The following is a 13,606-nucleotide window of genomic DNA, read 5'->3' on the forward strand; positions in this document are numbered from 1 at the left end:
CCGATCCAACTGTAATATTTTTCGCTTGATGATTTATCCAACTCTATAGACTTAAAGATTCCAAACAGACTTCATCTGTAGGAGCAACCCTGGCTGGTTTTAATGGTTTAAAAAAGAATAGCCTTGGGTTGCCATCATATTTTGTTATTGGTTCAGACTCTACATGCTTCAATCTTTTTTGCAAAATGGCGCATGAGGCTATATTGTCAGGGTGTGCTGTCGCTACAATTTCTTTTGGTACAGAACTTACATGCTCAACAAAAATAACTCCAACAGCATGTTTAATATATTTTATTGCAGCAATTGCGATTTCAGTACCATAACCTTTACCCCAAAAAGTTTTATCTAAGAAAAACCCAATTTCTATAACATTTGGATGACCGAAGCCAGTTGTATTGTAGGTTTCCAACTCATGTTTGATTGAAACCGAACCAATAAATTGGTCTGTTTCATTTTCATAAACTGAAAACAGACTAAATGGATCACCATTATTCCAAGTAGAAGTTTTTGTATCAATTACCTTTTGAATCAGCTCAATAGACCATGGTTTTCCATCATTGAGGAATTTAACAACTTCTGAATCACCAAGTAACTTTGCATAATTGCATACCAAGGTTGCTTGCAACTCTTGGTTCAATGATTTAAACGTAAGTCGACTTGTGTGTATCGTTGTTTCGTGTGCGGAAGATTTAATGGATAAATCACCAATTTTTTTAGAGTTGTAATAAAATATAGTCATTAGAAATCCTTAATGATCCAGTCGTAGCGAAAATTGGTTTGCAAATGAACCCATCTGAAAAAAATTCACTAAGTATAGGGTATCATCACATTTCTCTTGGTTACTTGCCAGATTTAAAAAATGATGAGAACAGGAGAGCTGTTCATGTGGATGACGTCTCTTTGTACTGTGAGCATCAAATGACTCTGGGATGACTTTATTTGTTTCCGTATAAAGAGTTTGAGACGGTACAACCCTGTAAACGCTTATTTTAAAGGTTGTCCATCCTGCTGGACTTGGTTATAATGCACTGTTAAATTATATTTTTTCAAGTTGACGGAGTTATTTCGATGCCAATTTATGAATACGAATGTGCAAGTTGTCATCATCATTTTGACTTGATGCAAAAATACACAGACAGTCCGGTCACTCAATGTCCTGAATGTTTAAAAAACACAGTAACCAAGCTGATTTCTCCTGCAGGATTTCAACTTAAAGGTACGGGTTGGTACGCAACTGATTTTAAAGATAAAGGAACTGCAGCAAAGTCCTCTACTGATTCGTCTAAAACTGAATCAACCACCTCTAAGGATACTACTACAACAAAAAGTACTGAATCGACCAAAGGTGATTCAGCGTGAAGTATCTTTCCATACGCAGGTATCTGCTTGCAGGGCTGGTTGTATGGTTACCCATTTTGGTAACCATAGGTGTTTTGCGCTTTATCATTGATTTACTTGATAATACCATGGCCTTAATTCCTGCAGCTTACCAGCCTGAACAGCTGTTAGGAATTCATATTCCAGGTATTGGCGTGGTTATCTCTCTTTTTCTACTAATCGCCACAGGAATTTTTGCGACCAATTTTTTCGGTCAACGATTGGTGAGTTGGGGAGAATCTCTTTTAGCACGAATTCCTTTGGTTAGGTCTATTTACAATGCAGTCAAGCAAGTACTTAACACGGTATTGTCTTCCAATAGCGATGCTTTTCGTAAAGTTTTATTAATCGAATACCCCCGAAAGGGCGTTTGGAGTATTGGTTTTCAAACCGGATCTGGTTATGCAGAAATTAACGAAAAAACAAATGAAGAGATGGTATCTTTGTTCATTCCTACTACGCCAAATCCTACATCCGGGTTTCTGATGATGGTTCCCAAAAAGGACGCAATAGAATTAAGTATGAGCGTGGATGAAGCGCTAAAGTTTATTATCTCTCTAGGCGTAATGCAAACCAAGACAGCTGGCAGCATTGGCAATAACACAATAAAAATATAAAGGTGGTTTTATGCGTACACACTACTGTTCAACTGTGAATGAATCCTGCTTAAACCAGGAGGTCACTGTATGTGGTTGGGTACATCACAGAAGAGATCATGGTGGTGTCGTTTTTCTGGATGTTCGTGATCGCTCGGGTTTACTTCAGGTGGTTTATGAACCAGAAAATCAGGAAACATTCGCAATAGCTGAAAAATTAAGATCCGAATTTGTCGTCCGGGTAACAGGAGTTGTGCGAAACCGACCGGATGGCATGGTCAATGACAAAATGGCCACTGGCAGGGTTGAAGTTGTGGGAACCCGACTTGAAATTCTTAATCAGTCACCAACACCGCCGTTTTTGCCTGATGATCATCAAATAGTTAATGAAGATTTACGTTATAAATATCGTTATATCGATTTAAGGCGTACTTCAATGCAGAATAAACTTCTGTTACGTCACAACTTAACCAGTTGTATGCGCAATTACCTGAATCAACAGGGTTTTCTCGATATCGAAACGCCTATGCTAACCAAAGCTACCCCTGAGGGTGCTCGTGATTATCTTGTACCATCACGAGTACATCCTGGGCAGTTTTATGCCTTACCCCAGTCACCTCAATTGTTTAAACAGATGTTAATGGTGTCAGGGTTTGACAGATATTATCAAATTGTACGTTGTTTTCGTGATGAAGATTTACGTGCGGACAGACAACCTGAATTTACTCAGCTTGATATTGAAATGGCTTTCATTGATGAGGAAGACATTTTAAAATTGATAGAAGGTCTTTTAAAGGTTATTTTCAAAAATATCCTCAACATTGATCTGCCTGAACAATTGCCCAGAATGTCCTATGCGGAAGCTATGAGTCGATTTGGCAGCGATAAACCTGACTTGCGCAATCCTCTCGAACTGGTAGATATTGCGGATTTGGTTAAGCAGTGTGATTTTAATGTATTTTCGAGTGCAGCAAATGCGGCAGATGGTCGTGTTGTTGCTATGAAGCTTCCTAATGGCTGTGATTTAAGTCGCAAAGATCTCGATGGTTATGGGCAATTTGTGGGAATTTACGGAGCAAAAGGGCTTGCTTACATAAAAATAAATAACCTTGAAGACGGTATGGCCGGGTTGCAGTCTCCTATATTGAAGTTTCTCTCTGAAGAAGCTGTTTTTTCTATAATCAAACGTGTCAATGCCCAAACGGGTGACGTTATTTTCTTTGGTGCGGATAAAACGCATATTGTTAATGAATCAATGGGGGCTCTACGGGTTAAAATAGGTCATGACAGAAATCTGTTAAGTGCGGATTGGAAGCTGCTTTGGGTCGTTGACTGGCCTATGTTTGAGGTGGATCATCAAAATAACAGGCTGCAATCCATGCACCATCCGTTTACCTCGCCACAAAATTTATCCGCAGAAGATCTGCGGGCAAATCCTGAAAATGCATTGGCTAAAGCTTATGATATTGTGATCAATGGATACGAAATTGGTGGTGGATCTATTCGAATTCATCAACCAACCCTGCAACAAACCGTATTTGAATTATTAGGTATTGATGAGCATGAAGCGCAGGAAAAATTTGGCTTTTTATTGGATGCATTGCAATACGGTGCACCACCGCATGGTGGAATTGCGCTGGGGATAGATAGATTGGCTATGCTACTTACAGATTCTGCATCTATACGAGATGTCATAGCATTTCCCAAAACGCAAACAGCATCCTGTCTTTTAACCAGTGCGCCGTCACCTACTGGAAATGCGCAACTGAATGAATTGGGAATTAGACTTGCACCAACCACTACGACAAAATAAACAAACAACAAACAGTGCCGCCATGGGATGGCGCTGTTTGTTTTTATTTTTAAGCATGCTTTTACTGGGTATGAGTGTGCTGGCTCATGCCGTGCCCACCCCAAAACACGATACCTTACCTGATAAGCAAATCAGTGGATCATTGGTTGAATATTTAGCTCAGGAAAAAACTCATTTAACTATATTGATTAATGATGCTAAACAACAACCAGCCCCCTTAAACGAGGATCATTACATCACGAAAATGCAGCAGACTTCTGCATTGCTTTCAATGAATCAGGCCAAAATAAAAAGCCTTGAAGGTTTTCTTGAAAATCAGTACAAACAAGAACTCCATTTAAACCAGCGCTTGAAGCATCTTCAACAATTACCGCTTGCCAATGGTGAGGCCAATATTCAAGAACGGGTAGGTAAAGTGGAAACGTTACTTACTGTCAACAAAAAAACACTGGAACTGATCAGTGAAAATATTGACTTGGCAAAACAATACCAACTCATTTTGAACGATGAAATAAAAAAATTAAAACTGTGGAAAGCTAATTTTGAATTAGAGCAAAAGTTAATTCACATCAAAAAGTCAAGTGCAGAACTTGATAATGAGCTTGGTTTGTTGTACCAAAATAATGTTTCAAATCAGCGTACTATGCAATCGCTAACCAATGCAAATGAGCAAATTGAACTCGAAGCACGTTTGTTTATCAATAACCAGCATATAGCCATAATACATCAGAAACTTGATGCCTTAATGGTACAAAAAAACGTGATTAAAGCCAGAATTTTGTTGTTGAATAACTCAGATACAAAAACCTTGCAGCAGGTTACCGATAGTTACAAAGATTCCATACACCAATACATCACTATAGAACATGCTTTAAAACAAATATCAGCCACCCTTGAAACAGGAAGCAATGCGTCAATCAAACCTGAACTCAAGAAATCCCTTCATTTTTTAGAAACGGGTATTAAAGACCAACTTAAAGAAGCCGACGTTCAGAAAAAACAATTAATCCAGAGCTTGGATGAATATCAAAACGAATTAAAAAGGCAAATATCAACTCGACAGTCACTGGCAGAATACAACATTAACAGCTGGCCAACAATTTTGCATAAACTTGTTGATATGCCCAATTTATTTTACAAGTACATTAAAACTCTAACCCTAAAAGTATATGACAGTTACAGCTGGCTAGATACCTTTCCTATTGCGATTTTGTGGTCTGCCCTGGCTTTAATCTTTGCCGTTTTTTATATTTTAAATCGGTTCTTGAAAACACTGGGAAGTGATAAAGAGCGATCCAGGCTAACGGGTTATCTGTATGATGGGATCTTGACTTTGGTACAGAGAAATATTCCGTACTTATGTCTTTTTAGTATGTTGTGGGTTGTTCTTTACATTACCAATATTTCCTATTCTAACTATCAACTCTTGTTCAATCTTATTGCAGTCTGGTTTACATTTAGAGTATTGATTTTAATTGCACGATTGGTCTTGTTAGAGCGTATTTCTGATTCTTCAGGAAAAGATGTAAAACTGTATTATCGTTTAAAATGGTTGTTCTTGTTTGGTGGGTGGACTACCGCATTAATGGTATTTAGCCACATACTCCCGTTAATTGTATTACTCCAGGATATTTTTAATCGGTTATTCATGTTATTTATTCTCTCCGTTTCTCTTGTTGCCTGGAAAAGTAAAGACGTTATTCCTTATTTGTTACGCCCCTTGTTAAAAGGCAAAAAAAGATACATTAAAAATGCAATCTCTTTACTGGTTGTTTTGATACCCATCACCTTATTCACAACGGCAATTATTGGCTTGCTGGGGTTCATTAATTTGGCATGGACCATGAGTCGATATCAGGCATACATTCTCATGGTGCTTGTCGGATACATTCTTGCTCGCGGATTAGTCTTTGATGCTTTGGAGCTTTTATCTGAATGGATGATTTCATCGTTACAAAATGGATGGCTATGGATAGAAGTTTTTCTCAAACCTCTTGATGGCATTTTGCGCATTGTTTTGTTTTTGTGCAGCGTTCTGGTCTTATTTCAGTTATTTGGTTGGCACCCCGACTCGCTGGTTATTACTAGCATAGAAAAAATGGCACAGTACAGTATCGTTAATTTTACTGGAATACACATTACTGTATTTAGTGTGATTGAGTTTTTTATTCTTCTGGCTTTATTTGTATGGGCTGCCAAGTGGACCAGGGAATTTTGTTACAGGTGGCTTTTTAAAAATGCCAAAGATGTTGGAATTAGGAACAGCTTATCTGTATTTACCCAATATGCGGTTATCTTGTTGGGTAGTTTTATTACGTTGCATGTATTAGGCCTGGATTTTAGTGGTATGTCTATGATTTTGGGAGGTCTTGCTGTAGGGATGGGATTTGGCCTGAGGGATTTCGCATCAAACATTGTTGGGGGCATCATGTTACTTATTGAACGCCCGGTCAGAGAAGGTGATTTAATTACCATTGGTGAATATGAAGGCCAGGTTGCTCATATAGGAATACGTTCCATGCGAGTTTCATCCTGGGATAACACCCAAGTACTAATACCTAATGCAGAAACGTTTAACAAGCCATTCACTAATTGGACTCATCAAGATGGCATTGTCAGAACTGTTATTCCAATTAAAGTAAGCAGAGCTGATGATCCTGTCATGATTCAGCAGTTGATTCTTGATGTTCTGGCTATAATTCCTGAAATAGTAGCAGATCCTCCTGCACAGGTGTTTTTAAAGAAAATTGATACCGCTTTGATAGAATTTGAAGCTCGGTACTTTATTAATGTTCAGGAACATAATCGTGTTGAAATACGCTCCAAAGTTTTGTTTGCGATTACGGCACAGTTTAAAGCCGCAGGAATAAAACCACCTATTGAACCCATTACTGTGGAACTGAAAGAAGGGCATGCCGATTTATACTCCAAAAATCAATCCACCAACGACTGAATGTGAATTGCTGGCACGAAGTAACGCCATTCAAGGGTTAAGTTTCGTTCAGTTAAGTATGGCTTTAAAATTATCTATCCCCGCAAATCCCGTACATAGGAAAGGTTGGGTTGGCATGGCTTTGGAACTCGCCTTGGGTACTGATGCGAATAATAAAGCGGAGCCTGATTTTCAGCAGCTTGGAATCGAGCTAAAAACATTACCTATAGCCAGATCGGGTAGGCCGGCTGAATCTACTTTTGTTACCTCCATTCCATTACTTACTGTCCATCATCAGAAATGGAAGTCTTCACAATGTTATGCCAAGCTCAAAAGGGTTTTATGGTTACCTGTTGAAGGTGACAAAAACATTCCGTTTGAACACAGACGAATAGGCAAAGGTTTTTTATGGTCGCCCAATGACGATGAGGAACGTATTTTATCAGCAGATTGGAACTATTTAACCGCTCAAATCAGCACCGGTAACCTTGAGCAAATCAACGCTACAGTAGGTACCTATTTACAAATAAGGCCAAAAGCTGCCACGGGTAAATGTTTGTGCTTTAGTTATGATGCTGATGGAAATAAAGTAAAAACACTACCGCGAGGATTTTATTTACGTACTGTGTTTACTAACCAGATTTTAGTTAATTATGGATAATAGAATCATTCTATCAACTTAAGAAAGCCATGCGACAAGCAATTGCATACAAGAGTATAGTGGGGTGTGGGCATTTTATGATTTATTGCATCGCAAATATGGTTGACCACTTCATTTTTTTACTATTAGGTGTCCTGTGGAGGAACTGACAATAAGTTGTATTTCAGAATAAAACCAAGCCCCACCATCTACCCCACATTCTTTTAGTTGATTGGAACATGGATCATAAGATTATGTTCTTTTGTGATCTCTGGAAAACTATCAAAAAGAATAAACGCTGGCTTGGCCTCATTTATTTTGTTAGCTGATTTATCTGCCCATTGTCCAAAAATATAATGGTAAGCTAATCCAACGCTATTGGGCTTCCCCGTATATCGAAATCTAACATATTTTCCTCCCAATATTAAGAATTGTTCCGCCTCAATATTTCTTCCTTTATGCGAGGTACATGCGCTAAATCGACTTTTATTTTCTGGTACGATTCCATCATGAGGATTATCGTGTCCAATACCAACGAACACTCCTGTAAAATCATCGGTCAGTTCTTGTTCAGTCAATTTTTCTTTCAATTTAATCCAAGCCTTTGGTGCAGAATCATAATAATATCCTGTTTCAGTAACTGACTGCAGGTGTAAATCCTTCAATTCAACGATATCAGGTTCTTCAAGAATGACACATTCAAGTTCATTCACAATTTTGATTTTTTCTCTGGCATGAGTCGGAGAATACCCGAAAGTCTCCTTAAATTGCCTTGAAAAAGAAGTGTGATCATCATATCCAGAAGCAAGAGCAACTTCTAAAATTGAATTTTCTCTACTCTGCAAAGAGCGAAAAGCCAACTCCATTCTGAGTTTTCTGATAAAAGCTCCTGGAGATTGATTAACGGATTGTTGGCACAATCGTTTTAATGAATTAACCGACATTCCAATCTGTAATGATAGTTCATCGAGTGTTATTGGTTGATCAATTTTTTCATATATTATGCGGACTAATTGCCCAAATTTATTATGATTCATAGTGCCCTAACGTAAAAAGTAAATAAAACAAGCACTATATCAGAGTAAGTGAATTTTGTTTGTGCAGAAAAGCTCAATTTTAAGTGACATTATTTGAGGCCGGAATCCAACGATACAAAGCTGGCACCGATATGCCAAGATTTTACGCAATATCCTTTGATAACGTGCCAGATGCAAGTAATTGTTTCACTGACTCAATTTTACTTTGAGTCATTTTCCGGTTGCAGCCACCTACACACCCTTTTTTATTGGCAGCAGGGAGACCTGTACACATGGGGATGGTATGGAGTAATAAGAACCGCATTTAAAGAACGAGCGAATTTATTTCTTTGGTTGTCTTATTACCCCTGGTTTCTATAACCTGATGCTTTAAATCAACTATTAAGAGGTAAATCCATAGTCTCGAATTTGTCGGACATTTCCCCGACGTATTCTGGATGATTGACCAGATCCAGTTTTTTTATAGCTTTTTGATTAAGATCAAAATAATCCAAGTGAACTGAAATCAAATTTTGATTTTCAGTGGATTGAAAATAATAAATACGGTGCGTTAAATCTGCAACGGTGCGCCAGATGGTTAATGAAGTGTTTTTTGCAGAATAAGGATAGGCGACGTTATTTAATATCCCAAGTATTCCAGCCAGCTCCATATTTGTGGACTTAAGTTCGGGCAAGACTTTGGTGTAAAAGTGTGCACGTACAAAACGATGCGGTGAATTGGTTGATCCGGGTAAGGGTCTGGTGCCGCCAAAAACTTTATATTGGGTTATTTTTTGTAACTGTTTATCGTAGGTCGGATCATTGGTTACCGTAGTGTAATCTCGATTATGGTAGATTTTCAATGAACCGTTGATGTACTCAAATATCGCTGAATCGCCCGAAGCATCATCAAGAACAAGATGTAATTTTCCCCACTGTTGGGTAGCAGGATGAAAGTAGGGCGTTATCTGAATAGGATGTTTTTGAGTATATTGAACGGCATCGTTTACATTTTTAAAGTTATCCAGATAGTATTGCATCCATTGGGTTATAGAAAGACTTGGTTTGGATTCATCACGAGTGCCATAATCAGTTTCATCAAGCCAAAGTACATGAGCAGCTAGTCCCATTTCATTAAATCCATCCGTGGTGAAATCTTCATAGCCCGTTGCAACAATACTTCCATATTGCGATACCCAACTAATCCAGTTAGTACGAGACGAACTATCAGGGTCACAGCCAGAGCGTTTTATATTTTTGGGATACACAAGCAGATTAGTGGCCATGTCTTCATTCCAGTCCATACTTCGCCCAACCATAACTGCATTGTTATTGTCGGCGACCAGAACCCGGGTACAAGCAAAAGACACAAATACTGAGCACGATAAAATAGAAGACAGTACAAACAGCAGAAATCCTTTTCTTGGTGCTGCGGACATTTTTACTCCCCTTAAATTAATTATCATCCTGGATTGTTAATTTTGAGCTGAATCAATAGGAGTATGTTATGGCCTGATGATTAAAGCAATAATATGGACTGTATTTGCTGTTATGATTTTTCTATTGTTTCAGCCAGTCGTGAATGTGGATCATTGTTTCTTCAAATGAATCAATATTTTTGTAGATTTAGACATTTTGAATATTTTTTTGTTGTGAACAAGAAGCTATTTTAAAAGATATGAGCTATGCTGTTTTTTATATCACAATATCTCTTTAAGAGAATAAATTTAAGTAATCTTTAAAGGCGTATTTACATAAACTGGATTTCTTGCAGAGAGATTGTTTGGGTATTTTACGAAAATCATTTAACCACTGGAGTGACACACTATGAGTAGGGTTTCTTTAAAAAATGTTGTGGTTGCTGTGAGTTTTGTGTTGTTCTCATTATCCGCTTATTCCGCTGACACAGCATCTAAAAGTGAGTCTTTTCAATCGGTTTGTATTAATTCCTGGATGAGTAAGGCCGAGCAGGTTGCTGATAAAGTGGATTATAAAAATTTTGGCGAGAAATATTGTGCCTGTGCATCTGGCCAGCCTATGGACAATCAAGTAGCAATAAACAAAGCCATCCAGGTTTGCCTCTCTCAAACGTTATTGCATGATGCAATGGATTCCCTTGAGGAAGAAATAGGCCTGTCTGATGCCAAATCCAGTGATTTAAGTGAATACTGCCAAAACAGATGGGGATTAATTTATCCCAAGCAAACAGATGAAGAGAAAAAGTTTACCACTTCTTATTGCGCCTGTGCACAACCCAAACTGATGGAACTCATCAAAAAATCAGAAACTATTACCGACAAAGAATACGATGAAGCCATTGATTCTATTGCCGCAGACTGCTCTGGCGATCCAAAAGTCGAACAACAAGCTTATTCCATGCATAATACATCGGAGCATTAGAACTCACAGAAGAGTAACAAATTTAAGTCGCCACACCATCCTGATCTAGGAATTTTGAAGGGAAGGGGCGTGGCCCGTTTCAACAAAGTGTATTCATTAAGTCGCTCAATTATACTACCCAAATCAATGAAAATGGTGATTTGGGTTAGATGAATTAATTCATGATGCCATTGCTTTTTTTGCTGCGTTCTTTAAGTCATCAGATACAGCGTGAGTTGCAATACGCTGTAAACTTGATAGCATGAGTTGTCGTCTTGATTGTTCAAATTTATCTTTATTACTAAAGCAATCGGTTAAGCGTACCGCAAGTGTTGGATTTATTTTATCCAAAAGCAGAATGTTATCAGTAATGAGCTGATAGCCTCGTCCATGGTCTGCATGAAATCCATGAGGATTTTTAATAAACGTTTGCAATAATGCGTATACTTTGTTGGGATTTGACAGGTCAAAAGCAGGGCTATGAGTTAATTGTTCCACTCTTTGAACTACTGTAGGTGAGTGAATTGATGCCTGGATGTTTAGCCAGTAATTCATTGCGTTTGGATCATTTTTCCAGTGTTGGTAGTATTCGTGTAACAAAACATCCAGTTTATTGGAGTCCATCTCACCCAAAAGCTTAAGCGCTGAGCATGTTTGAGTCATATTGGTGCTCAAACTGTTTTTAAATTGCAACTCCAGTGCAGCTTCAGTTTGCGCTGGTTCGTTCCATCGAATGTAGGTAAGGCAGGTTTCTTTTAATCGTCTTACTCCTGCATCTTTAATATCAAAAATAGAAAACTGCGGTGACTTTATCGGTTTTTGTGTAAGCAATTCATGATAACGCTGTAATAAATCAGGTTTTAGTTCATAAGCCAGTGCCTGCTGAATCAGTTGGCGTGCTTTAGCAATGCATGCAAAATCAACCGTGTCTAATTCAAGAGTTAAATCAGATTCTGAGGGTAAAGTAAGCAGTTCAGCTTGCAACCATTCATTAAGTGAATCATCGGTTATTATTGCTTTGTAATGTTCAAAAAACGATGCCGAAAAAGCCATTGGGGCACCGGAACAATAGCGTTTAACCAGCAGCGTGATCATTGATTTTGCTGCTTCATTACGATTATAAATGTTCGTATCGTGCCGCATAATGACCGCTAATTGCTCTTCAGAGTAAGGGTATTTTAGATATACAGGTGCAGAAAAACTGCGCAACAATGACGGAATAGGGCGGGTTTTAATTTCATTAAATGTTAATTCTATATCGGGTTGATCCACCACGATTAAGGTATCCCCTTTAATTTCATTGCCGTCACTATCCAATAATCCGATAAGCAAAGGGATAGGTCTGGCTTTTTGGTCTGTGATTTTTACGTTTAAGGTATACCGTTGTGTGTGTTCATTGTAATCATCTTTAATCTGTAATTCAGGAATTCCTGACTCAGTAAACCATAATAAAAAAGCACTGACATCAATCCCGCTTGTATCACTGATGGATGCTAACATCTGCTCAAGAGTAATCGCACAACCATCATGTTTTTTTAAAAATACAGTTATTGCCTGATCAAATACTTTTCTACCCAACACGAGCATCATCATACGAAAAATATCGGCACTTTTCTCATAAGCTGCAGCGGTGTATAAACTTCTGACCGCAGTATAAGAACTTGGCCTTGGTGGGCGTGGGTCGAGATTTTTACCGTCGAGTATTCTTATCAAATCCGTTCCGAATAATTCTTCACGAAACAGTGCTGCCCGAAACGTGGTTAATCCTTCCTTAAAGGACAAATTAAACCAATCCCTGATAGTTACTCTGTTGCCAGACCAATAATGAAAAAACTCATGTGCTACAACCTCAAGAACTCTTAAAATTCCCATGTCCGTTGTATTTTCAGGAGTAGCATATAAATTGGCAGTATTAAACAAATTCAATCCAGTAGGTTCCGAAGCACCCGAGGCATACTTATCGACACCTGCAACCATATGCTGATACAGATCGCATTCGAGGTTATATGTACGCTCATCCCAGGCCATCGCCGCAGCAATGACTTCTTTGGCAAACTCACATTGTTTTACAGTTTTTTGGGGAACATAAAAAATAATGGGCAAATTCCTGCCTGAGCGAGTAGTAAAATGCGTTACAGAACGCTGTAAATTACCTGCAACCAGAGCAAATAAATAACTTGGTTTAGGAACATCATCCATCCAGGTAACGGAATGAAGCCCATCAGGTATTTTTTTTTTGTTGATTTCAATTCCATTACACAACAGCACAGGATAGTCCTGTTCCTTAGCGATGATTGTTGTTTTATACGTTGCCAAATTATCCGGTCGGTCAAGACAATATAAAACTCGTCGCAATCCTTCTGTTTCAGCTTTTACAAGAATTGTTCCTTCGGTTTTGTATAAACCAAATAAGTCTGTATTTTCACCAAGAAGGCTTGTGGTTGTAAGGATAAAAGGAGTTTTTAGAGAGACATTCTTGACGATTAGTGCATGTTTTTTTAGCTCGTAGTTTGCTTTATCCAGTGGCTCGTTGTTAAGGGCAATTGAAGTTAATGTGATGTTTTCTCCATCCAAAATCAACTCTTTGGCATGAGGTTTAACCTTGGGGTTAGGTATTACTGTTATGGAGGCTTTGGTTTGCACCGGATCTTTTGATAAATCAATTTCCAAATCGACATGGCTAATAAAATAATCAGGAACTTTATAATCCTTTAGATTAAAGATTTTTATTCTGTTTGGCTTCATTCTTAGTGGAGTCCTTTTATCTAAACGCTAATCAAGATTATGCTTATTTTTTTTATAAATATAGGGGCTTGTACTAATTTTCTAAAACTTGGCTTTGGCATCAGGGTA

The 13,606-nt window shown here is 38.2% G+C and carries 10 protein-coding genes; 6 read left to right on the forward strand and 4 right to left on the reverse strand.

Annotated features, from left to right (window positions below):
* Positions 1-43: 43 nt before the first annotated feature.
* Positions 44-739: a GNAT family N-acetyltransferase gene (locus Lwor_RS10725; RefSeq protein WP_058493869.1), complete on the reverse strand. Its 696-nt coding sequence runs from the start codon at positions 737-739 to the stop codon at positions 44-46.
* Positions 740-1,068: 329 nt separating this feature from the next.
* Between Lwor_RS10725 and Lwor_RS10730 the strand changes: the two genes are divergently transcribed.
* From Lwor_RS10730 to mutH, 5 genes are read left to right on the forward strand one after another with little or no spacing between them, the layout of a single operon-like run.
* Positions 1,069-1,359 (forward strand): FmdB family zinc ribbon protein, encoded by a 291-nt coding sequence (locus Lwor_RS10730; protein ID WP_058493870.1) that lies wholly within the window; start codon positions 1,069-1,071, stop codon positions 1,357-1,359.
* Complete coding sequence (locus Lwor_RS10735) at positions 1,356-1,994, forward strand: DUF502 domain-containing protein (RefSeq protein ID WP_058493871.1); 639 nt, start codon at positions 1,356-1,358, stop codon at positions 1,992-1,994. Before Lwor_RS10730 ends, Lwor_RS10735 begins: the two co-directional genes overlap by 4 nt.
* Positions 1,995-2,004: 10 nt before the next feature.
* Complete coding sequence (gene aspS, locus Lwor_RS10740; RefSeq protein ID WP_058493872.1) at positions 2,005-3,786, forward strand: aspartate--tRNA ligase; 1,782 nt, start codon at positions 2,005-2,007, stop codon at positions 3,784-3,786.
* Positions 3,761-6,739 carry a mechanosensitive ion channel family protein gene (locus tag Lwor_RS10745; RefSeq protein WP_058493994.1) on the forward strand — a complete coding sequence of 993 codons (2,979 nt, stop codon included), beginning with the start codon at positions 3,761-3,763 and terminating at the stop codon, positions 6,737-6,739. Before aspS ends, Lwor_RS10745 begins: the two co-directional genes overlap by 26 nt.
* A complete protein-coding gene (gene mutH, locus Lwor_RS10750) occupies positions 6,699-7,379 on the forward strand; it encodes a DNA mismatch repair endonuclease MutH (RefSeq protein ID WP_058493873.1) in 681 nt (226 codons plus the stop codon). Before Lwor_RS10745 ends, mutH begins: the two co-directional genes overlap by 41 nt.
* 203 nt (positions 7,380-7,582) lie before the next feature.
* On the opposite strand, the gene Lwor_RS10755 is transcribed toward mutH, so the two are convergent.
* Together Lwor_RS10755 and Lwor_RS10760 are read right to left on the reverse strand one after the other, a co-directional pair.
* On the reverse strand, positions 7,583-8,395 hold the full coding sequence (locus Lwor_RS10755) for an AraC family transcriptional regulator (protein ID WP_058493874.1): 813 nt from the start codon (positions 8,393-8,395) through the stop codon (positions 7,583-7,585).
* A gap of 374 nt (positions 8,396-8,769) precedes the next feature.
* Positions 8,770-9,813 carry a linear amide C-N hydrolase gene (locus tag Lwor_RS10760; protein ID WP_058493875.1) on the reverse strand — a complete coding sequence of 348 codons (1,044 nt, stop codon included), beginning with the start codon at positions 9,811-9,813 and terminating at the stop codon, positions 8,770-8,772.
* A gap of 388 nt (positions 9,814-10,201) precedes the next feature.
* Between Lwor_RS10760 and Lwor_RS10765 the strand changes: the two genes are divergently transcribed.
* Positions 10,202-10,774: a hypothetical protein gene (locus Lwor_RS10765; protein ID WP_058493876.1), complete on the forward strand. Its 573-nt coding sequence runs from the start codon at positions 10,202-10,204 to the stop codon at positions 10,772-10,774.
* A 159-nt stretch (positions 10,775-10,933) separates the two neighbouring features.
* Here the strand turns inward: Lwor_RS10765 and pepN are convergent, their stop codons facing one another.
* Positions 10,934-13,498 (reverse strand): aminopeptidase N, encoded by a 2,565-nt coding sequence (pepN, locus tag Lwor_RS10770; RefSeq protein ID WP_058493877.1) that lies wholly within the window; start codon positions 13,496-13,498, stop codon positions 10,934-10,936.
* Between the last annotated feature and the right edge of the window lie 108 nt (positions 13,499-13,606).

It is taken from the genome of Legionella worsleiensis, assembly GCF_001467535.1.
GTDB lineage: Bacteria > Pseudomonadota > Gammaproteobacteria > Legionellales > Legionellaceae > Legionella > Legionella worsleiensis.